The sequence below is a fragment of the Ktedonobacter sp. SOSP1-52 genome (genome assembly GCF_016587395.1).
This window is the reverse complement of sequence record NZ_BNJH01000001.1, coordinates 846177-870562: the sequence shown is the minus strand read 5'-3', so window position 1 is coordinate 870562 and position 24386 is coordinate 846177. Positions and strand designations below refer to the sequence as shown.

23 protein-coding genes are annotated in these 24386 nt (G+C 51.7%); 14 read left to right on the top strand and 9 right to left on the bottom strand.

Annotation, left to right across the window (positions count from 1 at the left end; all coding sequences use genetic code 11):
* The first annotated feature begins 124 nt into the window (after positions 1–124).
* The 6 genes from JMJ16_RS03955 (at position 125) to JMJ16_RS03930 (ending at position 5435) form a co-directional block, all read left to right on the top strand.
* Positions 125–751, top strand: a complete 627-nt coding sequence (locus tag JMJ16_RS03955) for a TetR family transcriptional regulator (protein WP_201378570.1) — start codon at positions 125–127, stop codon at positions 749–751.
* A gap of 108 nt (positions 752–859) precedes the next feature.
* Positions 860–1486, top strand: coding sequence for a TetR/AcrR family transcriptional regulator (locus tag JMJ16_RS03950; RefSeq protein ID WP_201378568.1), 627 nt, complete (start codon positions 860–862; stop codon positions 1484–1486).
* A 60-nt stretch (positions 1487–1546) separates the two neighbouring features.
* Positions 1547–1975: a nitroreductase family deazaflavin-dependent oxidoreductase gene (locus JMJ16_RS03945; RefSeq protein WP_201378566.1), complete on the top strand. Its 429-nt coding sequence runs from the start codon at positions 1547–1549 to the stop codon at positions 1973–1975.
* A 71-nt stretch (positions 1976–2046) separates the two neighbouring features.
* On the top strand, positions 2047–3615 hold the full coding sequence (locus JMJ16_RS03940) for an NAD(P)/FAD-dependent oxidoreductase (protein WP_201378557.1): 1569 nt from the start codon (positions 2047–2049) through the stop codon (positions 3613–3615).
* Positions 3616–3974: 359 nt separating this feature from the next.
* Complete coding sequence (locus JMJ16_RS03935) at positions 3975–4469, top strand: DinB family protein (protein WP_201378555.1); 495 nt, start codon at positions 3975–3977, stop codon at positions 4467–4469.
* 159 nt (positions 4470–4628) lie between these two features.
* Positions 4629–5435, top strand: a complete 807-nt coding sequence (locus tag JMJ16_RS03930; RefSeq protein ID WP_201378553.1) for a MerR family transcriptional regulator — start codon at positions 4629–4631, stop codon at positions 5433–5435.
* Between the two features lie 68 nt (positions 5436–5503).
* Here the strand turns inward: JMJ16_RS03930 and JMJ16_RS03925 are convergent, their stop codons facing one another.
* Complete coding sequence (locus JMJ16_RS03925; protein ID WP_201378552.1) at positions 5504–6307, bottom strand: hypothetical protein; 804 nt, start codon at positions 6305–6307, stop codon at positions 5504–5506.
* 112 nt (positions 6308–6419) lie between these two features.
* A complete protein-coding gene (locus JMJ16_RS03920) occupies positions 6420–7319 on the bottom strand; it encodes a cyclase family protein (RefSeq protein WP_201378551.1) in 900 nt (299 codons plus the stop codon).
* 231 nt (positions 7320–7550) lie between these two features.
* Between JMJ16_RS03920 and JMJ16_RS03915 the strand changes: the two genes are divergently transcribed.
* The 3 genes from JMJ16_RS03915 to JMJ16_RS03905 all read left to right on the top strand — a co-directional run bounded on the left by JMJ16_RS03915 (position 7551) and on the right by JMJ16_RS03905 (position 9876).
* A complete protein-coding gene (locus tag JMJ16_RS03915; protein WP_201378550.1) occupies positions 7551–8159 on the top strand; it encodes a GrpB family protein in 609 nt (202 codons plus the stop codon).
* A gap of 102 nt (positions 8160–8261) precedes the next feature.
* Positions 8262–8873: a TetR/AcrR family transcriptional regulator gene (locus JMJ16_RS03910; RefSeq protein WP_201378549.1), complete on the top strand. Its 612-nt coding sequence runs from the start codon at positions 8262–8264 to the stop codon at positions 8871–8873.
* 28 nt (positions 8874–8901) lie between these two features.
* Complete coding sequence (locus JMJ16_RS03905) at positions 8902–9876, top strand: phosphotransferase enzyme family protein (RefSeq protein ID WP_201378548.1); 975 nt, start codon at positions 8902–8904, stop codon at positions 9874–9876.
* On the opposite strand, the gene JMJ16_RS03900 is transcribed toward JMJ16_RS03905, so the two are convergent.
* From JMJ16_RS03900 to JMJ16_RS03890, 3 genes are all read right to left on the bottom strand, one after another.
* Complete coding sequence (locus JMJ16_RS03900) at positions 9850–11097, bottom strand: cytochrome P450 (protein ID WP_201378547.1); 1248 nt, start codon at positions 11095–11097, stop codon at positions 9850–9852. The genes JMJ16_RS03905 and JMJ16_RS03900 overlap by 27 nt on opposite strands.
* On the bottom strand, positions 11094–11708 hold the full coding sequence (locus JMJ16_RS03895; RefSeq protein ID WP_201378545.1) for a TetR/AcrR family transcriptional regulator: 615 nt from the start codon (positions 11706–11708) through the stop codon (positions 11094–11096). The genes JMJ16_RS03900 and JMJ16_RS03895 overlap by 4 nt, the downstream gene beginning before the upstream one ends.
* Positions 11709–11830: 122 nt before the next feature.
* A complete protein-coding gene (locus JMJ16_RS03890) occupies positions 11831–12298 on the bottom strand; it encodes a MarR family winged helix-turn-helix transcriptional regulator (protein WP_201378544.1) in 468 nt (155 codons plus the stop codon).
* A 157-nt stretch (positions 12299–12455) separates the two neighbouring features.
* On the opposite strand from JMJ16_RS03890, the gene JMJ16_RS03885 reads away from it, so the two are divergent.
* Positions 12456–12860 (top strand): ester cyclase, encoded by a 405-nt coding sequence (locus JMJ16_RS03885; RefSeq protein WP_201378542.1) that lies wholly within the window; start codon positions 12456–12458, stop codon positions 12858–12860.
* Positions 12861–12916: 56 nt separating this feature from the next.
* Here the strand turns inward: JMJ16_RS03885 and JMJ16_RS03880 are convergent, their stop codons facing one another.
* Positions 12917–14725, bottom strand: coding sequence for a tol-pal system YbgF family protein (locus tag JMJ16_RS03880; RefSeq protein WP_201378540.1), 1809 nt, complete (start codon positions 14723–14725; stop codon positions 12917–12919).
* Between the two features lie 177 nt (positions 14726–14902).
* On the opposite strand from JMJ16_RS03880, the gene JMJ16_RS03875 reads away from it, so the two are divergent.
* Together JMJ16_RS03875 and JMJ16_RS03870 are read left to right on the top strand one after the other, a co-directional pair.
* The gene (locus JMJ16_RS03875; RefSeq protein WP_201378539.1) at positions 14903–15502 is read left to right on the top strand and encodes a DUF3592 domain-containing protein; all 600 of its coding nucleotides are present in this window, start codon (positions 14903–14905) and stop codon (positions 15500–15502) included.
* A 211-nt stretch (positions 15503–15713) separates the two neighbouring features.
* Positions 15714–16595, top strand: a complete 882-nt coding sequence (locus JMJ16_RS03870; RefSeq protein WP_201378538.1) for a R2-like ligand-binding oxidase — start codon at positions 15714–15716, stop codon at positions 16593–16595.
* Between the two features lie 201 nt (positions 16596–16796).
* On the opposite strand, the gene JMJ16_RS03865 is transcribed toward JMJ16_RS03870, so the two are convergent.
* Positions 16797–18170 (bottom strand): glycosyltransferase 87 family protein, encoded by a 1374-nt coding sequence (locus JMJ16_RS03865; RefSeq protein ID WP_201378537.1) that lies wholly within the window; start codon positions 18168–18170, stop codon positions 16797–16799.
* Positions 18171–18428: 258 nt separating this feature from the next.
* Here JMJ16_RS03865 and JMJ16_RS03860 point away from each other — a divergent pair, with 258 nt between their 5' ends.
* Complete coding sequence (locus JMJ16_RS03860) at positions 18429–19271, top strand: SGNH/GDSL hydrolase family protein (RefSeq protein ID WP_201378536.1); 843 nt, start codon at positions 18429–18431, stop codon at positions 19269–19271.
* A gap of 314 nt (positions 19272–19585) precedes the next feature.
* Positions 19586–21334 carry an ABC transporter substrate-binding protein gene (locus JMJ16_RS03855; RefSeq protein WP_201378531.1) on the top strand — a complete coding sequence of 583 codons (1749 nt, stop codon included), beginning with the start codon at positions 19586–19588 and terminating at the stop codon, positions 21332–21334.
* Positions 21335–21400: 66 nt separating this feature from the next.
* On the opposite strand, the gene JMJ16_RS03850 is transcribed toward JMJ16_RS03855, so the two are convergent.
* Complete coding sequence (locus tag JMJ16_RS03850) at positions 21401–22456, bottom strand: 3-oxoacyl-[acyl-carrier-protein] synthase III C-terminal domain-containing protein (protein WP_236601179.1); 1056 nt, start codon at positions 22454–22456, stop codon at positions 21401–21403.
* Positions 22457–22642: 186 nt separating this feature from the next.
* Positions 22643–24379 carry a thiamine pyrophosphate-binding protein gene (locus JMJ16_RS03845; protein WP_201378527.1) on the bottom strand — a complete coding sequence of 579 codons (1737 nt, stop codon included), beginning with the start codon at positions 24377–24379 and terminating at the stop codon, positions 22643–22645.
* Positions 24380–24386 lie beyond the last annotated feature (7 nt).

Here is a 24386-nt window from a genome sequence, read left to right as displayed (position 1 = left end):
CATCCTTCAAAAATCGTCATTTCAAGAAATCAACACAACGTGTATACTGTCTCCAGTTGTCATATGTGTCTATTTTGAATTGTAATGTCACTGAACAGCAAAAGTCAATAAGAGAAAAATAGAAATGAATGGCATGGCATCCTCACTACATGACGAATCGCAGCAGATGAGTTTGCGAGAACGCAAGAAACGTCTGGCTCAGGCCACCATTGAGGAGGCGGCGCTCCGACTCTTCCAGCAACAGGGGTACGAGCACACCTCCATCCAGGACATTGCTGAGGCGGTGATGATGTCACCGCGCACCTTTTTTCGCTATTTTGCGTCTAAAGAGGAAGTGCTCTTTGGGCCAATGCACGCGGCCCTGAGTGATGGTCTCCGCTTTCTGCAGCACGCGGCGCCAACGGAGTCACCGCACGCAGCACTCAGAGCGACCTTTGAGTACCTGGCCAGCCAGTATCAGCAGCAGCGGGCCAGTTTTCTGCTCCGCTATCAGGTGGCTGTGCAGACCCCCTCGATCGCTTCTGTCTATCTCTATGCCCTGATGGAAACAGAGCCAGCCCTCTGTGATGCGCTTTGCTCCCGCCTGGAATCTGCCCCAAACCGCAATGAGATTCGCTTCCTGGTAGCCGTCTACATGACAGCGTTACGTGTGGCTCTTGAGGAGTGGCTGGAGCAAGAAGCGCGGGGAGATCTGGTTTCCTTGCTTCATGGATACCTGGACGCCTTCTCGTCGCTTTCCCACCATACCTAGACGAAAAGATCACTCGTATCTGTATAGGCCCTTATATGCCCTTGACTTTCACGGCTCTTTGTGGCATAATCGTAACGTACAGTACGTTACGATTACAGGGGAGCGATAATGGAGCAGAGACAGAACACACGTACTCAGAAGACACGGGAGCGGCTACGCGCCGCCGCGCACCAACTCTTTCTTCAGCAAGGCTACCAGGGAACAAGTATTGAAGGCATCCTGGCAGAGGCGGGAATCTCTTCAAAGGAGACCTTCTATCGCCACTATGCCAACAAGGAGGCGCTTTTTGTGGATGTCCTGCGTCACCTGACGATGGAGATGCCGCGTTTCTCTGAGAAGCTTGAAACTCTCTCACCTGCTCATGATCTCGCATCACTACGCCAGGTTCTGGCGACGCTGGCTTACGAGATACTGGCTACAATCAACCAGCCCGGCTATCTCCCCCTGATACGCATGATTATTACGGAGATGCCGCGTTTCCCCCAGCTTGGCACGCTGTTCTTCTCGACTGTTACCCAACGAGGTATCAGTATTATTACCGCGCAGCTACGAGCTGCCAAAGTGCAAGAAATTATCGCGGATGTCGATGTAGATGCCGTGGCATACACGTTACTTGGTGGCCTGCTAACTTATGTCGTAATGCACCGTTTGCTTGCGGGTGAGGAGGTGCAGGACTCGTCATCCGACCATGCTAACGCCGTCATCGAGGTTATCATGCGTTCATTAAGGCCGTAATATGTAGACGCGTGCTTTAGCAGCGTCGTTAGTCCCTGATACTTTTTCAAGGAGGATATCATGTTTCCTGACCGGATACGCGTATTTAACAAATATGTCACAAATCGCGTCCTGCGTGGGCTTGCGATCCTTCCCTTTGGCCCTTTCGCGCTTCTTAGGCATGTTGGGCGTCGAAGCGGAAAGTCTTATGAGATAGTGATTATGGTCTGGCCGCTAAATGAGGGGTTCGTGATTGCCTTAACCTATGGTCCAAAGGTAGATTGGTACCGCAATGTGCAAGCTGCGGGAGGCTGTACTGTGTTCTGGCATAGAAAGCACTACACGCTTGAGAACCCGGAGACGCTTGATACCGAAACCGCCTTGACAGCCTTCCCTGGTTTTTTCAAAATGGTTTTACGCCGGACTGGCCTGCACCATTTTATCTACATGAAGTCGGTTGCCTCTATGCCTGGTACTTCAAATGCTCCTGCACCTGTTGTAAAATCATAATAAGCGATATGGTATACTCTTCTTCAAGATGTATCAGACGAGCAGTCAATTGATGCTTGGAGGCAGCGAGTATGTTCCAGGTTTTCGCGGGCAGTGGCGCTCGCAAGAAGTATGCTGACGATGAGCAGCAGCGTACAGATGCTCCGGACCAGTCGGCTGACGGCGAGGTCCAGCATGTGCACATCTGTATTCTTGGCACGGGCTTCTCTGGATTGGGCATGGCCATTCGGCTGAAGCAACGCGGGTACAAAGATTTTGTTGTGCTGGAGAAGGCGGAGGATATTGGGGGCACGTGGCGCGACAATACCTATCCAGGCTGTGCCTGCGATATCCCTTCGCACCTGTATTCCTTCTCCTTTGCCCTCAACCCAAATTGGAGCCATATGTACTCGCCCCAGCGCGAGATTCAGGCGTATTTGTGCGACTGTGCGCAACACTTCGGCATTTTGCCCCATATCTGGTGGAACAACGAGCTTCGCGACGCTTCGTGGAGCGATGATGAGCAGCGCTGGCATATCACGACCTCGCAGCGCGAGTTTACTACCGATATCCTCATTCTCGGCAATGGTCCACTCAGCGAGCCTGCGCTCCCCCATATCTCTGGCATTGAGAACTTTGAGGGTGAGATCTTCCACTCCGCGAAGTGGCGCCACGACCTGGACCTTACGGGCAAGCGCGTAGCTGTAATTGGTACCGGGGCCTCGGCCATTCAGTTTGTACCCCAGATTCAGCCGAAGGTCGCGCACCTGGCCCTCTTTCAGCGCACACCACCCTGGATCGTTCCGCGCCTGGATCATCCCATCTCAGAGGAGAAGAAGCGTCTGTATCGCCTTCTCCCCTTTACGCAGCGCTTTGTACGCACGCGCATCTATCTGCGCCAGGAATTGACTGCCCTGGGCATGGTCTACAATCAGAAGGCGATGGAGAAGGGGATGCAGTTTGCCCGCGAACACCTGACGCGGCAGGTAGCCGATCCAGAGCTGCGGGCGAAGCTCACACCTCACTATGCCATGGGTTGCAAGCGTATCCTGGTCTCAGACGACTTCTATCCAGCGGTCGCTCAACCCAATGTTGAGGTTATTACCGACCATATCAGCGAGGTCCGAACCCGAAGCGTGGTCACTGAGGACGGCCAGGAGCACGAGGTCGATGTCATCATCTGCGGCACCGGCTTCCATGTCACTGATGCACGGCTGCCTCAATGTGTGCGTGGGCGCGGTGGTCAGACGCTGGCTGACGCCTGGAGCGAGAGCATACATGCCTACATGGGTACGGCTGTTCCTGGTTTCCCCAACCTTTTCTTGCTGATTGGCCCCAACACAGGCCTGGGTCATAACTCCATGGTCTACATGATTGAGTCGCAGCTCAGCTACTTGCTCGACTGCTTCAGAACGATGGAGCGCAAGCAGGCGCAGGTCGTTGAGATCCGATCCGAGGTTGAGGCCGCTTACAACGACGAGGTGCAGCAGCGGATGCAGAAGACGGTCTGGGCCTCTGGCTGTGTAAGCTGGTACCTGGACGCCAGGGGGCGCAATACCACGCTCTGGCCCGGCTTCACTTTTGAGTTCCGCCGCCGCACACGCCGCTTCGACCGCCAAAACTACGACCTGCTGCCACAATATATTCCTCTCACAACTTGAAAGATTAGGTAAATGATATGCATGGGCAACAGGCCTGCGGCCCGTTGCCCATGCATATCATTTATTCTCTGAGCGCCGCAGGCGCGAAGACTCCCTCACACGGCTTGAAATAGAGAGGGAAACTATGCTATCCTATTAGCACGAAACGTCGTTCTTCAAACAGGAAAGGAGGGGAATTGTATGAACACCATTCACATCTCGTGGAGGTCGTACACCTTGCCTTTCATTCTGGTCATCAAACCCATTGTCTGAATGCCCCCAAGGTGTACCATCCTCCATTTTCGGAACAAGCAATTCACAATCATACATGCTAATTGTGCGTAACAAACTATGTTATGAAAATGTGAGGAAAATCATTGATGACCGAGCAACCTTCTACACTCGCACCCTTCTACCAAGGCTGGGATGTCTACCAGCAACATCTTATCAAAGCCATTGCCCCACTCACCTCTGAGCAACTTGCTTTGCGTGTCGCGCCTCACCTGCGCGATATAGATACGCTCGTGCGCCACATTATTGGCGCTCGTGCCCGCTGGTCCTACTATGTGTTGCAAATAGGTGATGAGCGGCTTCGCACCATTGGAGAGTGGGATCGTCCCACTCAGCCTGTAAGGTCTGCTGCCGAACTGGTGAGCGGTCTGGAGATAACCTGGCAGGCGCTTCAAAATGCACTCGAACGCTGGACGCCCGCCGACCTGCAAGAGATTTTGCGCGATGTTGACGAGGACACTCAAGATGAGGAAACCTTTACGCGACAGTGGGTCATCTGGCACCTGATCGAGCATGATATGCATCATGGCGGTGAACTCTCCTTCGCACTAGGCGTGCATCAGATCCCCGCGATAGATCTTTAGCCTCGAAGAAAGAGACTAACCAACAAAGAAAGAGGGAGTGTTCGGGCAATGCTCGAACACCCCTCTTTCTTTGTATCCATTTCCTCTTGACTCTCACCTTACTTGAGAGTGTATGCTCTGGCTGGAGGTTCTCAATTAAGAAGAATGATAGCAAGGAGTATGCTCAAAATTGGCGAGTTCGCTCGCGTAGGCCAGGTGTCCATCGCGACGCTGCGCCACTATGACCAGCTTGGTCTGCTCAAGCCCTTGGCGCTGGACCCCGAGTCCAGCTATCGCTACTACTCACTGGACCAGCTTCCACGCTTAAACCGTATCCTCGCACTCAAAGACCTGGGCTTTCCCCTGGAACAGATCGTGCAACTGTTAGAGGAGTCGCTTCCCCTGGAGGTGCTACATGGTATGTTCAGACTCAAGCAGGCCCAAACACAGCAGATTATTGATACCGAGCAGGCCCGCCTGGCACGTATTGCCGCCCGCTTGCGCCAGATTGAACAGGAGGAGAATATGCCAGACTATGAAGTACGCTTAAAACAGGTCGATCCGCTACTTGTAGCCTCAACCCGAGGCCTCGTAGCTCTTGGAAGTAACTTTGTGGAGCCACGGACGCGCCTTCAGTCCTACCTGGAGCAGCAAGAGATAGCATATTCTGGCCCAGATATGCTGCTCTGGTACTCGCGCCATGAAGCGCGTGAGGACGGGCTATACGCGGATGTAGAGTTTGCCACGCCTTTGCGCAGGCTCCTTCCCGGCAATGAGCACATTACCGTCCATACGCTGCCTGAGCATTTGATGGCCTGCACCGTTTTCACCGGTGATGTTCTTGCCAGTGGCCAGGCCTTTGTCGTCCTGCATCACTGGCTGGATGATAACAGCTACCGGCTCGTAGGACCGCCGCGCCAAATCTACCTGCAAGGCCTGCGCCAGGATGCATCTGTCGTCGAGGTTCAATTTCCAGTTGGGAGATAGGGTGAGGTGAGTGCTATGTATGTACGTGTCTCCACTGACACGGAGGCACGTACATACATAGCGCCGGGCTAGCTCTCCTGGGGAGGCACTTCATCGCGTGAAGATCTGGCTGATGGGGTGGTATTATAGGAACCTTTATGGAAATCTTCGAAATCTTCAGTGGTACGTGCCTCTTCCTGGGGAGCGGGTTCGGTAGGGTGTTCCTCAACGGGTGGCGTGGTATAGTTGGGGGATGGCTCTACATACTGTTCCTGGAGAGGAGTCTCATCATAATGAGGTGCCACAGCTGCCGCAGGCACGACATAGTCGCGTGGCTGGCGCACAAAGATCTTGCCAATGGCTCCTCCGATAACTCCCAGCACTGCACCAATGCCCAGCCAGAGCAAGACGAGAATCACGTCGGCGATGACCAGGCCTGTGAGACCAACCTGGCGCGTCGCGTTGGCCTGGATGCTCTGGATAGAGACCTGGACTCCCTGCTGTGCCAGGGCGTCCTGTGCCTGTCTGGCTGATTCTGGTGAGACCTGGGTGGGCGCGTTGGTAAGGTAGAGAATAATGATATAGATTGCCAGGCAGAGGCCAACCAGAAAGCCACTCCATAGGCCTGAGAGCGTGCCTGTACCCAGATGTCCTGAGCGCAGAGTTCCCACGAGTCCCGCCAGCAGAGGCGTGCCAAACAAGGCGAAGAGGATCAACCAGGTCGCGACCTGCCCAAACTCGCTGGTGCCAGAGATGTTATGGAACCCGCTGACGATGCCGATGCCAAAGATAATGATGGCGCCAAGAATGGCTAACGATAAGCCGCTTGTGGGAGCGATGCCGCGTTTCCTGCGCACTGGCAGAAACGATGAGGGAGCATTTGTCTGTTGCATATATGGCCCTTTCTGTGATTACATATACTATGCTGCATATATAATCACGGATGAGCCGAGAACTTCGTGTACTTAATATTCAACTTCACGCCGCTGCATGGCTCGCACTCACTTACCTGGCGACCTGGTGTAGCCTGGCTAGCGCTCTTACTGGGAAGGTTCCGGCGCCTTTGAATTTTGGCGGAAGGGCGCTAAAGGTAAAGCCTTCATTCGGCAGCTGCTGAAGATTGCACAGATGCTCAACGATCAGGACCTCGGCCCCCAGGAGTTGGGTATGCACGGGTCGTTCTCCGCCCCTGGTATCATCGATATTTACGGAGTCGATGCCAACCAGCTTGACCCCACACTCGACGAGATAGAGCGCGGCATCCTCCGTCAGGTGGGGATGGTGCTCAAAATACTGTTCTGTGTTCCAGTAATTGTCCCAGCCGGTATGCACCAGCACCGCCCGCCCTCGGAGTTCCTTGCCACGAAAGAAGTCGGCGTTGATGGCAAATGTCTCTTTATGATCAACGCGAATGACAATACCTTCCAGGTCCGCGAGTCTCTCTACACCGACTTCTGAGAGGTCCTTCCCATGCTCATAGCGGTGGAAAGGGCAGTCTAGATAGGTGCCGGTGTTGGTCACCATTTCGATCTTGCCGATCTGAAACTGAGTCCCGCTGGCATATTGCTTTTTGGATTCCTCGCGGCTCAAATAATCGCAGATAATGGGAGCAGGCAGACCTTTATAGGTGACCAGGCCATGTTCAATAGTATGACTCAAGTCAACCAGTGTCTCAGTCCCAGCCTGAGTATTGATGGGAGTGCGTTTGTGCTGCTCTGCGAGAATGGCCTTATTAAGAATCTTGACCCTTCCCACCATAAGTAGGCGCATATCGCTAACAAGGTAGTCAGCGAGTTCCTGGTCGCTTATATCATCGCCCGCGATATCCAGGCGGAAGTCCTGTCCCTGGATGCCGCCGCCATTGGTAAACTCGATTTCGAAATCAAATTGAACACGTTTATCCATAAAGCTCTTTCCTTGCCAGGTATCTTCTACTCAGGACGACTCACCGCTTATGAAGTTTCGTCCATGAGAGAGCCTGTGTCCTTTTTTGAAGAGAAATATACTAACCATAGTTTAAGAGAGGTATGTGAGCCTGTCAATGAAAAGTTATTGATGAAAAATATCGAAAAAGATGATAACATGAAAAAGAAGAAGATCTGATGCAAGGTACATTTGGCAGTGAAAGGGGATGCTATGCCTGAAATTGATGATACGCATGATAAAGCACCAGAGGCCGTTGGTAGAGTAACTACTGAGGAACAATTGCAAGCAGTAACTGTGGGGGAACGCAAGCCTCTGAATGGATCTGTGACAATTGCAGAGTATGATCCAGCCTGGGCTGAACTCTTTGAGCGCGAGGCTGAGAAGATCAGGGCTGCACTTGGCGAGCGAATTGTGTTGCTGGAGCATGCTGGCTCGACCTCGGTGCCAGGACTGGCCGCCAAGCCAATCTTAGATATCTTGCTGGTAGTGCCGAACTCGGCGGATGAAGCCGCCTATGTTTCGGCCCTGGAGGGCGCGGGCTATGTGCTACGGATTCGCGAGCCAGAATGGCACGAGCATCGTATGCTTAAAGGGGACAATCCAGCTGTTAACCTCCATGTCTTCTCACCTGGCTGCCCAGTGGTTGAGCGTATGCTCCTCTTCCGTGATTGGATCCGTCGCAATGAATCTGACCGACTGCTATATGAGCATACCAAGCGCGAGCTTGCGCGTAAGACCTGGAAGTATACGCAGAACTACGCCGACGCCAAAACATTGGTCGTCGAGGAAATTCTCGCCCGCGCTGTTAAAGAGGCATAGGATCTGGCAGTTAACACTAAAGACTTGACTCCCTTCTCTCTTTTGTATATAATAATGACTGACTTGGTCAGTCATTATTGGAAAGAGGGAGGAGGCACTCTTATGCCTCGTTCAGAGGAAGCTAAACAACGTCTGCGTGATGAGCAACGAACGCATATTCTAGAGGCTGCCAGGCGCGTCTTTGCGCGCAAGGGGCCGGCTGCAACTATGGATGATATTGCCACAGAGGCCTCGGTCAGCCATGGACTGGCCTATCGTTACTTCACGAGCAAGGATATAATCCTGCACACAATAGCTGAGCAAGCCTTTCAAGCCAACCCCTTAACGATAGTGCAGGAGCTGGATAAGACGAAGACGCCAGGAGAGCGTTTGAGGGTGTTGTTGACAGGGCTTATAGAAAGCAGGCGTCACCCCGAGTACCACCAGCTCTTAGATCGTATGCGCAACTCTGAGGCCACGCCGGAGGAGCTACGAGAGCTCGTGCATAAGCGCGCGCATGCCTTACGTAGCGTGATCAGGCAGGGCATCGTCGAGGGGCAGGCGAGTGGTGAGATCGTGGCAGGCGATCCAGATCAATTGCTGAGAGCTATCTACGCGTGTCTTGATGGCCTTACCCACTGGACTGAGTATTATCCAGAAGAATACATCGAGCACTTCCCCGCTGCGGAGATCTTCTGGCGTATGCTCAAGCCCGAGAACCCTGTAAAAGAATGACTCTCACTAGATAGAAGGGATGCGAGATATGAGTAAGGAGCCAGGTCTTTCAGATGAGAGCCTACGCCACTGTTTAGAGGAGCAGTATGCTCTTAATGCCGCCACATTTGAGCTGCTATCGGGGGGACTCGATGTGAATGCCAGGGTATATCGCGTGGTGAGTGAGCAGGGAGATGCCTATCTGCTGAAAGCTAAGCAGGGACCATTCTACGAGCCAGCCTATCGCGTGCCGCGTTATCTCAGGGACCAGGGAATCACATCGGTGGTTGCTCCCCTGCCTACGAGGGAGCAGGCCTTGTGGGTCACGGTCGACAGGTGGACGCTTGTGCTCTATCCCTTTATCGATGGTGATAGCAGCTGGAATCCTGGTATGGATGATACGTATTGGCGTAGCCTGGGAGCTGCATTTAAGCAAATTCACCAGATCAATCAGCCAGCCGAAGTTTTCCAGGGGGTGCGTAAAGAGGCCTTCGAGTTGGCGGAGTACCGTCGTGGGGTGCGGACAATTGAGGCCAGGCTGGCACAATTTGTGGGTGATAGCGCGTCTGAGCAGTCTCTTTATAGGAACTGGATGGCGTATCAAGCCACGATTCATGCCGTGATGGACTCCATGGAAAAGCTGGCGGACCACCTGCGGCAACAGGCCGGACCACTGGTCATCTGTCACGCGGACCTGCATACCGCCAATATTATACGCACTTCAGACGGAGAAGTATTTATCATTGATTGGGATGATATTATGCTGGCTCCCAGAGAGCGCGATTTTATTTTTGTGGGCGATGCCCAGGCAGCTGATCCGCCCGCACCCTTTTTTCAGGGCTATGGCGAGGTCGCGTTTGATTGGCGCGCGCTCAAGTACTATCGCCTTGAGCGCGTTATTCAGGATCTGATTGAGGACGCGTCGCAGGTGCTTTTCAGAGCCGACCTCGACGACGAGACGAAGATCGGCGCCGCCCGGTTGCTTGAGGCTAACCTGTTAGAACGAGACTGGGAGCGCCTCTAATCCGCGCAGTACAAAGCTGCCGCGCCAGCGGACCTGCTCGGGTGCGATGCTGAGCCGGAGATCAGGCATGCGCTGGATCAGGGTACTGATAGCGATCTGCCCTTCAAGCCGGGATAGGGGAGCACCGAGGCAGTAATGCACACCCTGGCCGAAGGCCAGGTGCTTATTGTTCTCGCGGGTGATGTCCAGCGTGTCGGGATCATCAAAGTAGTTTGCGTCCCGGTTGGCTGAGCCAATCGCTGCCAGGACCAGTTCCCCGCGTGGAATGGTGACACCCTCAATCGTGATGTCTTCGCTGGCATAGCGCTCGGTAGCTGTTTCAACCGGGCAGACAAAGCGTAGTAGTTCCTCAATGGCAGGCTTGATGAGTGTTGGCTCGCTCTGTAATTTCGCCAGCTGGTCGGGATGCTCCAGCAAGGCGAGTGTTCCGCTGCCAATCAGGTTGACGGTGGTCTCATGGCCCGCGATGAGCAGGAGTATGACCATGGCTAGAATTTCATCTTCACTGAGTTGATCGCTGCCCTCCTTGGCCTGTACGAGCGCCGTGATGAGATCATCTTGAGGACGGGTACGTCGCTCTTTGATGAGCTTCTTTAAGTACGCCATAAAGCCCATGATGCTAGGAATGAGCACGAAAAGGTTGCGGTTGGTGCCTCCTGAAATGAGGGTTTTGGTCCAGCGATGGAACTTATGGTTATCTTGAACTGGTACTCCGAGGATACGCCCGATGACCGTGAGTGGCAATGGCAGCGCGAAATCGGCGATCAAGTCCATACTGCCCTTTGGCTCTACTTTATCCAGTAATTCATTGGCCAGGATCTGTACCTGCTCGCGCATTTGTTCAATCAGGCGTGGTGTAAAGGCTTTGTGTACGAGGGCGCGCAGCCTGGTATGGTCCGGGCTGTCCAGGTCGAGCATGTTGCGCTCAAGTGGCTTGAACATGGGCGGTACCCAGGGAGCCTTTTTTAGCTGCTCAGGCGTCATCGCATTGCGGCGGTCCTTGGCGAAGCGCTTATCCTTCAAGACACTGAGCACATCGTCATAGCGCGTCACAAGCCAGGCGCGCTGCTTCGTAGGGAGGGTTACCGGAAAAACCGGCGCCTCGGCGCGAAGTTGGGCATAAAAGGGAAAGGGATTGGCCTTGAACCTGGCGCTGGTAATGTCGACGGGCGCGATAGAAGTTGTGGACGCGGTTGCTGGTAGCGTTTGTTTCTTCGTCATGGCTTCTCGCTCCTTAATCCATCCATGATCATATCGGTAAGTACGTCTGGTAGCTCATCCCAGGCTGTCTCCAGGGTCGTGTCTCCCATAAGGTATTCTATGATCAGGCCAAGTACCATGCCCGATATGGCGCGCATGGCGAGACGCATATTGGTTGACTTGACGATGTGTTGCTCCGTCCACTGCTGAAAGTACGTTTCGGCCATAGTAAATGTCGGTTCTATAATCTTCCGATAATAAAGCTCTCTCAACTCCTGATTGACCAGGATCTCCGAAATGACGACCCTGAAGATCTCGAAGTTATCTGCTTTGAGTGCTGTGAGCCTGTGGCGGAAGTAGGCCTTCGTGAAGCTGCGAAAGTCGCCCTCAGTAAATTTCGCGAAGTCTTCATGCCTCCGGTCAGATTCATTCAGCCGATCCAGGATGCCTAGCATCAGCGCGGTTTTATTCTCAAAGTAGTTATAGATGGTGCCGTCCGCGATACCAGCCTCGCGAGCGATATCCCGGATCGTCGTGGGGTGAAAGCCCTTCTGGGCGAACACCTTTGTGGCCGCGTCAAGGATCTGGTTGCGCCGTGCGGCGATGAGCTGCTCTTGAATGGAGTCCTTCATATATTTGCCTTCAATGAATGAATATTCAGAGTAATGAATGAGCATTCATTCAGAGTATGCCATAAATTTCACCATCCTGTCAAGGCTTTTAGCCGCCAATATTGCGTATTACAGTTATTCCTTTACCATACCGGGCGAAACTTATGCGGCAGCGTTCCTCCATTGGCCGCCGTGATAAGTTGGCGCAGGTCGGCACGTAGCTCTGCCATGCGCCTGGGGCCAATAATCTCTGCCCACTGCGCCTCCAGGCGTGTGAGAAAGGCCTCTGTCTCGCGGATGCAGCCCCAGCCTCGCTCTGTGAGGGTCACGATCTTGCCACGTTTGTCGGCTGGATTTGGCTGGCGTGTAACGTAGCCCCGCTTCTCCAGATAGTCAATCATTTCGCTGGCAGCCTGTTTGGTGATATCTAGAAACTCGGCCAACTCGTTACCTGTTGCGCCATATGGTGCGAGCCGTTGGAAAGCGAAGCCGTGGGCGGGCCGCACATCATCATAGCCAAGCACGGCCATGTGTCTATGTAAGTCATCAATTACCGCCCGAGAGCCAAGCATCAGTAGAGGCGTCAGTTCGTAATTGGGTGCAAATTCCATCGTCGTCGATTCCCTTTTTTACCAGCCAGATATAGTCAAATTGCTTGACTATATCTGGCTGGTATTATATACTGTACAATGTAGTCAAATTGCTTGACTATTATACCGTAGTTTCTCTTTTCTGAAAACATTTTTACTGATAACCACAGGGGGTAAGATGTCTAATAGCACTAATAAGGATGTCATTAAACGTTTCGTCACGGAAGTCTGGAACGAGAATAAGGCGGATGTGCTCGATGAGATCCTTGATCCAGCCTATTACGATTATTCATCTGAGCCACGCAACCGTGAGGGAATTGAGCGTTTATTGGCAATTGTAAATGAGGCGTTTCCTGATCATAAGACTATTATTGAAGAAATTATTGACAAAGGCGATACTGTCGCGGTTTGTGAGACGTTCTGTGGAACACATTCTGGACCATTTCGCGGTATACCAGCGTCAGGCAAAAAGTTTGAAGTTGGCCGTTACCGCTTCTTCAAAATCGTCAATGGTAAGATCGTTTCGCACCGGGGCTTGCTAGACCTACCTGCCCTGCTCCGCCAGATCGGTGCGGATAAATAATATATTTCCTGGTGAAGCATATGTGCTTCACCAGGAAATATGCATGTTTTATCGTTCTACGCTGTATGAACGTTGGTGACATTCCCCATGTTCACGGGACAGAGGGGACCGACCTCTGCCACATAGGTTGGTTCCTGTGATACCTGGTGATAGATGAATTCGACATACTCATAGGAGCCATTGTTGGCGTACCATATCAGGTCGTAGCTACCCTGGGAAATGCCATGAAAGGCAAAGTTGCCATTGTCCTGGATATTTGTTTTCTTTGAGCCATCCCATTTGGCGAAGAGTGCGTCCTTTCCCATTCCACCCTTCAGACCGGTCGTTAGCCCGATCTGATTAAAGGGGACGTCGGTTTCGATATTGGTAAAGTGTCCCGTGATGTCCTGGGGCGCGTTCAAATCCTTTTGCGCTGACTTGCCCTCGTTGGTATCACCATACTCTTTGGCCAGGCGTTGATAGGTTGGGATGGCGCTGGAGCAGGATGAGGAGCGTTCCTGTTTTCCCATTCCCAACAGTGCCTTTGCCATGTCGCTATGCAACTGCCCAACTTCAGGGGCACTGGAGAATTTAGTGAGAACCTTATCGAAGGCGTTGACCGCTGACTCATAATCTTGCGTCTGTAGCTTCCCTTCGCCAATATTGTAGTAGGCTGTGGCATCGAGGGCACTGGCCTGAGTCTGGCAGGTGTTATCGCAGTAAGGGATCCCTAGAACTGTATCGAGGCTCTTCGTTGCTCCATCGTAATCTTTGGCGTCCAGGCTCTGGCGACTCAGGCTGAGGCGCGCCGCAATATCTCCCACCTGGGCGCGATGCACTTCACCCTGGGCCGAGCTAGCGGTAAATTTCTGGATGACCGTATCAAATTTGGTTAAGGCCTCGTTATAATGCTGTGATTTATTTAGCGCCAGGCCCCAGGAGGTATAGGTCCGGGCCAGGTTAGCCCCATCGGGAGCCTGCTCGCCTCCCTGAGTATACTCATCGATAGCAGGCTGCCACTGCTGCTGATTCTCCAGGCTATGGGCCTGCGCGATGTGCAGAGAGGGCTGAATGCTGAAGGCCACGCCCGAGTAGATGAAGAGTACAACGATGATAATGGCAGAAGTTATGGCCTGGCGCACACGCGTCTTGTTGAGGATGGAACCCATCCCATCCCCCATACGGATGGCGAGCGCGATCAGCAGTAGAAGGCCCAGTAGAAGCGCCGCGCCACTGGCATGGGCTGATCCCGCGGCCCAATCGCTTCCCGTGAGATGTAGAACCACGAAGAGGACGATCAGCAGGCCCAGGCCTCCCAGAACCCCCCAGAGCGGTAGAGGGCGAGCCAGCTTTCCTGGCTGTTTGGGTGGCTTAGGGGTTGGCACAGGCGCGACTGGAGGATAATTCATGCCAGATGGGGCCGCATAGTTTATGCCTGAGCCAACGCCTGACTGGCTAGCATATGGGTTGTATGGATTTGTTGGGACCGTGTTTGCTTGTGGAGGATAATTTGGCCAGGAAGGCTGGCTATTGTAGGGATCATACGGCCCTGGTACAGGCTGGACCTGGGGTGTCTGTGGCGGTGGCGCTGGCTGGGGTGTTGGCCCGTAGGGCGCCTCCTGCCACGCGACCTGTGTACTTTCTCCATAGGACTCTGCGGCCGCGGCAGCAGGCGTTGATGATCCATATTCTTGAAAGGTTGGATGGTCTTCTATAGGGTGCTTGGGCCTGGGAGCGGTATCCTCGTCTTGACTGATTGGATATAACGCTTCCTGCTGTTCAGGGAGAACAACGTCTTTCTCGGGTGCATCGGCCTGTTTGTCGCCCGCCAGATTCTGCTCGTCTTGATGTTGCGGTTGCTGTTCCTCATTGTGAATGGGATCCATGCGGATTTCGCCCTCCATGCATAGCGCTTTATTTGCGCCATCAATTGAAATACCATTAGAAATGCCAGGTGCTTGAATCTACTAAAAGAATAACATATAAGCACATCTTTTTTACAGGCTTTGTGTTATGATAATAGATGTGCCTTTTATTTAGCTTATGCGCAAGCAGTTATACATGTGCGCGTTTATCTCATAGGACTACCTTTAGTCGAAGATATTCGCATTGTTCCTGGAGGGAACCTGGATATGAGGCGTGCTGCCACTTTTGCCCTCGGCCTGATCGGAGGTATCTTTCTGCTCATTGGTTTACCATTCGCGATAATCGCGTTTTTCTTCTATACATCGTCAGTGGATTTTATGCAAGGCGCTGTGACGACACAGGGCTCGATTATTGCCTGTAACATGCAATATGACTCACAGATAAATGCACAGCTTATGTCATCAACCTGTGAGCCAGTCGTGCGCTTTCGTACGCAGCAGGGAGAGGTGATACAGTTTACCTCTAATTTCTCAAGTAGTTCCATGAATGAAGGCGACGAGATTCCTGTCAGCTATCATCCCGCGCATCCACATGATGCGCGCATCAGTTCTTTCATTGCACTCTGGCTTCTCCCGCTCATCTTTGGCGCCATCGGTGGAGTCATGGTGCTGGTGGCTATCATTCTTTTTGTGATAGCCATCGTTGTTGCTCTACGTCGACGTCGGCAGGTTGCGTACTATAACTCGCCCTATACTCCTCCTTATCCTCCTTACTCAGGAGGCGAAGCACGCTACTAACGTAGCCTACGGGCATGACTGATCCACGCAAAACCGCGCCCGAAAGATGCGAACGGTTCTCAGGCATCCAGTCCAGACAACTTTAAAATAGCGCGCACTTGAGCCTACTTGATTTTTGCTTAGCAGAAAACTACACTTGCTATAGTGATTGATGAACCCATATGCGAAGCGATGTGTTTTTAGCATGAAGCAAGAGAAGGAGTTGGCTCCTATGGCAACGATGCCTCGTCGAACCTATACTACGCTAAGCAGCCGTGGTTTGCGGCATGACATTCTTCCCATGCGGCTCTACCACAAGGCCAAGAAGTTGGGAATCTGGGATCCTCGTGATATTGATTTAAGCCAGGACTACCTGGACTGGCAGCAGTTGGCGGAGGATCCCAGGACACGGCTGCGCAACCTTATTCTCAGTTTTCAAGCAGGCGAGGAGGCTGTAACCCTGGATCTCCTGCCTCTGATCATGACTGTGGCGCGCGAGGGGCGCCTGGAAGAAGAGCTCTTTCTCACGACCTTCCTCTGGGAAGAGGGGAAGCATACCGAATTCTTCCGCCGCATCCTCGACGAGGTCATGCAGGCCGAGGGTGATCTGCATGGTGTGCGCACTGCAAACAATACCCGTGACCTCTTCTCCGACGACCTGCCACGCGAGATGAACCTGTTGCTCACCGATCCCTCGCCAGTGAACCAGGCTCGGGCCTCGGTGCTCTACAACATGATTGTTGAGGGTGTGCTTGCCGAGACAGGTTATTTCAGCTTCTTCCGCCTGCTTACTCAGAACAATATCATGCCTGGCTTGCAACAGGGCATCCAGTATATCAAGCGCGATGAGTCGCGGCACATCGCCTACGGGGTCTTTCTGATCTCGCGCCTGGTGGCCCAGGACAAGTCCCTCTGGCCCGTCGTCGAGGATCGTATGAACGAACTCTTTGGCGCCATCCAGAGCGATCAGCAGCAGAATGGCACCCCTGAAGCTGTGCGTGACTACGCGCGTCAGCAGTTTGAGAAGCGCCTGGCTCGCATCGCTCGCGCCCGCAACCAGACCCTTGAGCAGGTCTATCAGTCCTCTGATATTGAGGAGACGCAGGTTTCCTAATAGAGATTTTTCTAATTACATGTACGCCTATTTGCAAGCTTGGTAGGGCTTAAAAAGAAGTGATGACACATTGCTAATAGACAATGTGTCATCACTTCTTTTCACTCGACGAGCAATTGCCAGTAACTGAACAAATGCACCTTCATAATGAAGGCATTTCTTGATAATTTGCTTTTTGTCAAGACAATAAAAGTTGGATAGCTATGGCTCGATTGCTATTGAGGTTGGCAATGTATTTGGAATAAATGTTTGTTGTTCAGGGGGTTGCGCTAGCGAGCTTCGAATAAGTGTTCCTATGACAAAGCCGAGTAACAGCAGGCCTCTTACCAGGGAGAGCAGAAAGATAGTTTCAGGTGGAGGAGAGCCTGCATTATATACAACAGGATAGATGAAATAGGTTAGAAGCATTACCGAGGTCCACAATACAATTGCAGGCCGTGTTTCTTGCCTGGCTGTGGCAAGTAATGGCAGAAGCCAGATGATATATTGAGGGCTAAAAATTTTTCCTGTTACTAGTACGAGTGCTATCATGACCAGGAACGCCATGGATAAAGCGATTTTCTTGCGCCATTGTAGCCAGCAGAGAGTAAGAATCCCAGCTACTAATAGCAAAGTTCCTGCTAGAGAGACAATGCTATCTAATGCGCTTGTGACGTTCATTGAGACGAAGGCATAGCGGTAATGATAAGGAAACCCTACAAAACTTCCTAGCCAGATGAAGGCTCCACTAAGTGTCTCTATTTCAAGAGGACGAGCCTGGAAATAGGATAATGCTCCCATCGTGCCGGGAATGCTAATCAGAAGTGATGCCAGTGTGATAAGTATGGTACATCCAACAAAGCCGACCAGGATGGGTAACCAGCGTTGGCGTGCATACCATAGCCCTTGAGAAGCTTGTTGTTGTGCCAGCAGTAGTGGCAATAGCAGCAGTACTGGATAGAACTTGAGGAACGTTCCAAGAGCAATGCAGACATATGCCCAGGTCCAGCGTTTGCGTTCAGCCAGGAGCAATGCAAACATAGTGCAAGCAGCAGGAAAGATATCGAAGCGGCTTGTTAGCGTTGACCAGCCTGCTATAACAGCATAGATCAGGAAGAGAATTGCACTTCGAGTCGAGATGAAGTGTTTAACCAGGAAATAGAGCAGTACTACAATCAGGAGCACTAGGCAGGCGAAAGCTTGTTGATAAAATTGGAAGGGAACTATCAAGGGCAGTGAAAAAGGTAGCAGGGTTAGAATTGGGTATTCGCGCGGGGTAGTGTGTGAACGTACACCACTTAACTGGCGCTCAGCCAGGGAAATTATTGGGGCAGGAGCATGATATTTGTGCAGTCTCTGTATCTCAGATTGAAGCATGCCTTTGTCATTCAGAAATGCACATTGCTCGCTAGGTAATTGATTTAGACCATCTTGCCCATGCCAGAAAGCTACTGCATAACATTGATAAATAGCGGCATCTACATACTTGCTTGAGAACTGCCATGAAGAGCCATAGTAAAGTAGCATACCTGCCAGTAGTAGCAAAAGTATATCAGTCAGGAAGCCTGTACGTGAACTTAGTGTCTTCGTATTCATATTGGTGAAACTCTCCTCATAAGTTTCTATGGTGAAGAAGTGATGTATATCATACCGTCAATATGGTATGTGGGTATATGCAAACAGGACCATACTCTTTCCTGGCATTTTGTCCAGGGAGCGCCTCACCTTTTGAACAGAGACAGTGGGCTATATCTCTTTTATACTGAAGCGGTAGTTTGTGAATGCCTGAGGCCCGTTTAGGATGCAAAAAAATATGACACAATGGATTGAAGTAAATAAAAGGAGCAATTTCGTATGACCGATTCTATTTCTCAGCGCCAGATGCTTGAATATTGGATTCAACTGACTCATCCAGAGAAGGTTCTAGCTCAATTCCCTGGCATAAATGATAGCATAGTTGCCAGCATGTTTGGGATCGATGTCGCGATATATAACGAGATCCGCCAGGGCTTCCAGGCTCGTGTACGCCAGGCGGCCGAGGAGTTATTGGCTGACGCGGACTTTGCCGCGCTTGTGGACCAACTTCCCTTTGCTCCCGGTGCTAAGGTGGTTGGCTTTGGCTCCAGTACAACCGATGACCTGCAATCCTGGCTCGAAATCCTGCGTGCCGTCTTCGCCCTACGACGCTCCCAGGATGGTGTTCGCTTTGTCAACGCGGGCGTCAGCGGGGATACAAGCACGCATGAGATTGCCCGTTTTAGCGCCGCGGTGAATGAACGGCCCGATTGGATTATCTGCCACATCAGCTCTAATGATGGGCGCAGACATGGTGTCTCTCCAACTAAGCCCCTGGTAAGTCCTGAAGAGACGGAGAAGAACCTGATCATGCTGCGCCATTTCGCCGCCAGCCAGACAAGCGCAAAGTGGATCTGGATGACGCCTACCTCGCTGATCGAGGAGAAGATTGCCGCTTTCCCCTTCTTTCAGCTTGGGCAGATCATGTTCTACAACGAAGATTCCGCGCGTGTAGCCGAAGCCGTGCTCAAGCAGCCTGACCCTGCCGTCAATCTCTGGGAGCTTTTTGGCCAGCCCGCCGATGCTGAACTGGTCTCCTGGGACGGCTTGCATCCGAGTCTGAAGGGAAATAAGCGCATCCTTCGAGCTCTTGTGACTGACCTGGTCAAGCACTTCGCGTAAGTATAAGGGTGATTTCTTCCATGTCGCTCGGCATGGAAGAAATCTCTTCTATTAGAGAAAAAAACTATGCTGAACTCGGCTGATTTTACAAGGTCAGGCCCCTGGATGATTACAAATAGTTGTGCTTATAAATAAGATATAACTCGCGCTCTTATGAAAATGTCATGATATATACTTCTAATGTCGTTATATTCTATATTTTTTGTCGTATCTACGGATTGCGAGTCTTCTGGCTTTCAGATTACAATAAAAAACATTACCCCATGTAAAGATCCCTACAAAGGAACCTATCACCTTCGAAGGAGATGAGATACATGCACGTGAACACAGCAAACATGCGTCGTTTCCTCCCTCTTATTTTTTGTTTGCTTGCTTTGTGCCTGGCAGCCTGTGGTGGAGATTCGAGCGCTACCAATACTACCACGAAGGCGGATGCAGACAAGCAAGTATTTCACCATGCCATCAGCGGTATCAGTGATATTGCGACTTTTGATCCCGCGCTGGCTGGAGATGGACCTTCTACGTCAGCTATTAATATGGTCTTTAGCGGTTTAGTTCAGCTTGACGACCGGCTCCAGGTCTATGGTCAGTTAGCCCAATCATGGGAACAATCCCCTGATGGTTTGACCTGGACATTTAAGTTGAAGCCTAATCTGACTTTTAGTGATGGTTCTCCACTGACCTCAGAGGACATTGTCTGGAGCATTGATCGTGCCTTTGATCCCGCCCTTAAATCCACGACGGCTCCCTTTTATCTTGGGCTTATCAAGGATGGGATTAAACGGAGCAATGGGAAGGTCGCAACCTTAATCAATGATAGCTTGTTTGCTCCTGATCCGACGACGGTGAAGATTGTTATCACGCAAAAGGCTCCATATTTTCTCCAGGCCTTAACCTACACCAGCTCGTGGGTTGTTGAGAAGAAACTTATAGAGAAATATGGTAATCAAAAATTCATGGATCACCTGAATGAAGGAGGCGGAGCAGGTCCCTGGATCGTGGCCAGTTATATTCATGGCACGCAAATTACCTTCGTGCCAAATCCCCATTATGCTGGGAAGAAACCACAGCTTGGTAAAGTCGTTTTCTATTTCTATAAGGATGCTCCTACAACTTTTAAAGCTTATCAGGTAGGACAGACGGATGATGCACCGGTGCCGACAGCTAATATCGAGTCGGCCAAATCGTTGCCGCAAAAGCAGTTACATATCACGCCAGCGCTCACCATTTCCTACTATGCGATGAACTATCTGATCAAGCCTTTCAACAATATCAAGGTTCGCCAGGCTTTTGCCTTGTCCATCGATAAAGAGAAGATTGCGCATAATATTCGCAAAGATACTGTCTTTGCTACCAACCATATAATTCCGCAAGGACAGCTTGGATATAATACGCAGTTGCTTGGTCCAGGTGGTGTCACAAGCACCCGTGGCGATGCTCAAAAAGCCAAACAGCTTTTTGCTGAAGGGCTTAAAGAAGAGAACATGTCGCCTTCATCTCTGCCAAAGCTTACATTTACCGTCGCCACCAATGGTTCGCCCGATGCCAAGAATGAGTTTCAGGCAGTGCAGCAGATGTGGAAAGCTGTGCTAGGTGTTGATGTGACACTTAATGATCTTGACTTTAACCAGCGCAACCAGGTTATCGGCGCAGCGCAGGATAACCCCAACAGCCCCATAATGTGGCAGAGTGGTTGGGGGGCAGACTATCCTGATCCCCAGGACTGGCTTGATTTGTTCCTGGATAACCAGAACGGTGGCAATCAATTTAACTATGCTCATAACAAGTCTGTGAACGTGTCATCGCAACAACAGACACAGGAACTGATCAAGCAGGCAGATACGACGCTTGACCAGCAGCAGCGTGTACAGTTGTACAATAAGGCAGAGCAACAACTAATCAACGATGTTGCCTGGCTGCCCATAAGCCAGAGCAATACTCTAGTTGTGCGTAAGCCTTGCGTCATGGGTATCGTCGATAATGCTCAAGGTATTACACCTCCCGAAGACTGGGGCAATATCTATATCTCGACGAACCCACTTTGCGCCAAGGCTAATGGGTAATTAACCAGTAGCGAATGGCTTTTGCGTCATCAATTGGTCAATTGATGACGCAAAAGCCATTCATGTTCATGAGCCCGTCCTTTTCAATAACAGCGCTGTTTGGTGATAACCGACGCCTAAGGCGGCTAACACAAGATACTTAGAAGAGATAGTGAGATAATGATAGGCCAGGGTAACAGGATAGGATGCCAGTGTTAGATTGCCAAATAGTTCTAGCGTGTCCGGGTATTCTCGTGGTTGAAGGCTTTCTTGCCAGTGATCCATAAGGACACGGGAGGCCTGATGTGTTATTAACGCGATATCTCGGCCCGTTAGCTTATTCCTGGATAGTAGATGTTGCACCATCTTCGGTATTCCTTCCATTGCCGAAACCTGGAAGGAATAAATGCCAACATCTTCGGTTATTTTGTATGTCGCGCGGGGTGAGTCACGAGCCTGCATTGTCATCGCGCCATATTGGTCACTGAGTGTTTGCGTCTCATAGTCAATGATCTCAAAGTCTGCCTCTGGTCCAATAACCGCGGCTCCTGCCCCATCGCCGATACTAAGTGAGTGTCCCTGCGTGTAATCCATATATTGTGTCCAATTTGAACCGCAGCAGACCAATGCATGATCGCTCCAACCCGCTGTAATCGCATTGTAGGCTTCTAGCACACCCAGCAGGAAGGTGCTAAATTCAGTATTATGCGGCACAACTAACGTTTGCTCGGGAAGTTGTAGGCCGTTGTGCACAACATAGAGGCTATTTGGCGTGTAGTATTCCGGGACTGAGGTGTATCCATAGAGCCGGTCAATCGCTTCTGGGGCGATATTGGCTTGTTTAAGCGCCAGACGAGACGCTTCAATCATGAGTGGCTCAATCCGTTCATCTTTATCCAGGTACCGCCTTTCCTTCATGCCGACGAAAAGGTCCTTCTCGGTAATTCCCTGTGCATTGGCCTGGGTAGTGATCTGTTGAAAAATGGGATCATCATTACCGTGTATGTGCGGTGGGACGCAGTAGCCACATCCTTTGATGCCTATTCGTTTCTTGCGCTTTTTTGATCTAAAGTGTGGCTTTCCCTTTACGCCAAATTCGCCTCCCATAGAGAGCGTACTTTTAAGATTCTCAATAATGTTCATCTGCAACTCATTCCGGTTTATGGCATTGGCCCACTGGGGTAAGGGGTGTGGGCGGAAAACTGCATTGCCATTTTCCACCCACACCCCTTACCCCGAGACTCGCGTTGCGAGCCGAGGCAAGAACTGGAAATTCCTGATGAAACTGGCGGCTAGCATTGTCAAAGGCCTGAGACGAGAGGCCTTTAATTACACGAGCGCGCGCTCTTTTTGTTTTCCAAAGAAAGCTGTTAAGGTATCGGCGCGTTGTTGCAGGGAACGCGGCACCTCTTCAAGGTCTACCATTGCCTCAATAACGCAGGGGACTCTCGCGTCAATCGCCTGGCGGAGGCTATCTTCGAACTTGTCAAGGCTGGTGATTCTCACCGCCGAGACCCCGGCAGCATTTGCAATGCCACTTACATTTAGTGGCTTGTCGAAGATGGTCAGGTAGGATGTGCCGTTGAGCAACTTCTCCCCATTATACACCATTCCGTGCCCACCGTTATTGAGGACCACCCAGATTATCGGAATGTTGTAATCCGCTGCTGTGTGTACCTCTATCCCATGCATGCCGAAGGCCCCGTCGCCAAGCAATGCCACAACAGGCTTATCGGGCGCGGCAATTTTGCCGCCGATGGAGGCAGCCACAGCATATCCCATGGAAGCTGTGTTCGTCGCAAAAAACACCGTTCCAGGTCGTCTGGCTTCGTAAAACTGTCCCGCCCAGCTCAGGCAGTTCCCGTTATCCACGAACAGCAGCGTATTATCTGGCAGTACTTCGTTCATTTTTGCCACAAGGGCCTGGGGCTTGAGGAGGGAGGCATCACCCTGAAGCGCCTTCGCATTATAGTAGCGCGGGATCGTCTTCCGTAGCCGATCCAGAGCACTCACTGAGTCTCGGCTAGCTGGAATGAGTCCAGTAAGCGTCGCAGCAAGTACTTTGAGCACGGCTTTGGCATCGCCGACAATGCCGTGGTTAACAGGATAGATATTGCCAATAGCCAGTGGATCGAGGTCGATTTGGATGATTGTACGATGGGAGGGGGCGAGGCGCGGGTCCCAGCCATTGGTTTGAAACTCACCCAGGCTGGTGCCAATGATCAGCAGCACATCAACATCTTCCGCATAGAGGTAGGTCTCTGCCAGGGGATGCCCGCCAAAGCCAAATACCCCTAAAGAAAGTGGATGCCGTTCTGGAAAGGCGCTCTTCCCTTTGAGCGTCGTCGCTACGGGAATTTGTAGGGTTTCGGCGACTCGTTGTAGTTGAGACCACGCGCGCGAAACGCTGATACCATGTCCGGCAAATATGGCTGGTCTCTTCGCGTCCCTTAAAATTCTAGCAACCTTCTGAATAGCCGCGAGATCTCCGGTAGAGGTACTGCGTGTAAAAAAAAGGGTTGTTGGCAGCCCATCATCGGGTGCAGGCTGTTTGACGATATCAGCCGGAAGATTCAAATGTACCGCCCCTGGCCGCCCGGTAAGTGCCGTTCGTATCATGCGGCGGGCCATATGTTGCATTTGTTGGCTGTTCTGGAGCATGAGCGATAATTTTGTGGCCGAACGGTATATATCGACAACATCCGCAGTCCGATTGCCACTACTACTGTCTTGCAAGCCTCCTTTGCCAAAGACACTGGTGGCTACCTGTGCGGTAAGTGCTAACACCGGGATGGAATCGCTATTGGCGCTGGCAATACCAGTGAGGGCGTTTGTTGCCCCTGGTCCACTTGTGCCGCAACAGACACCTAGTCCGCCCCGCACGCGCGCATAGCCCTCGGCCATAAAGGCTGCGCCCTCCTCATGTTTGGCCAAAACAGGTTGGATATGTTGTCGTTCGGCGAGAGCTTCAAACAGGGGGACGAGTGGTCCCCCTGGAACACCGAAAATATGCTTTACTCCGATTTCTTCTAACGCCTGTAGCAAGACGTGGATGGCAGACGGCATCGAAGAG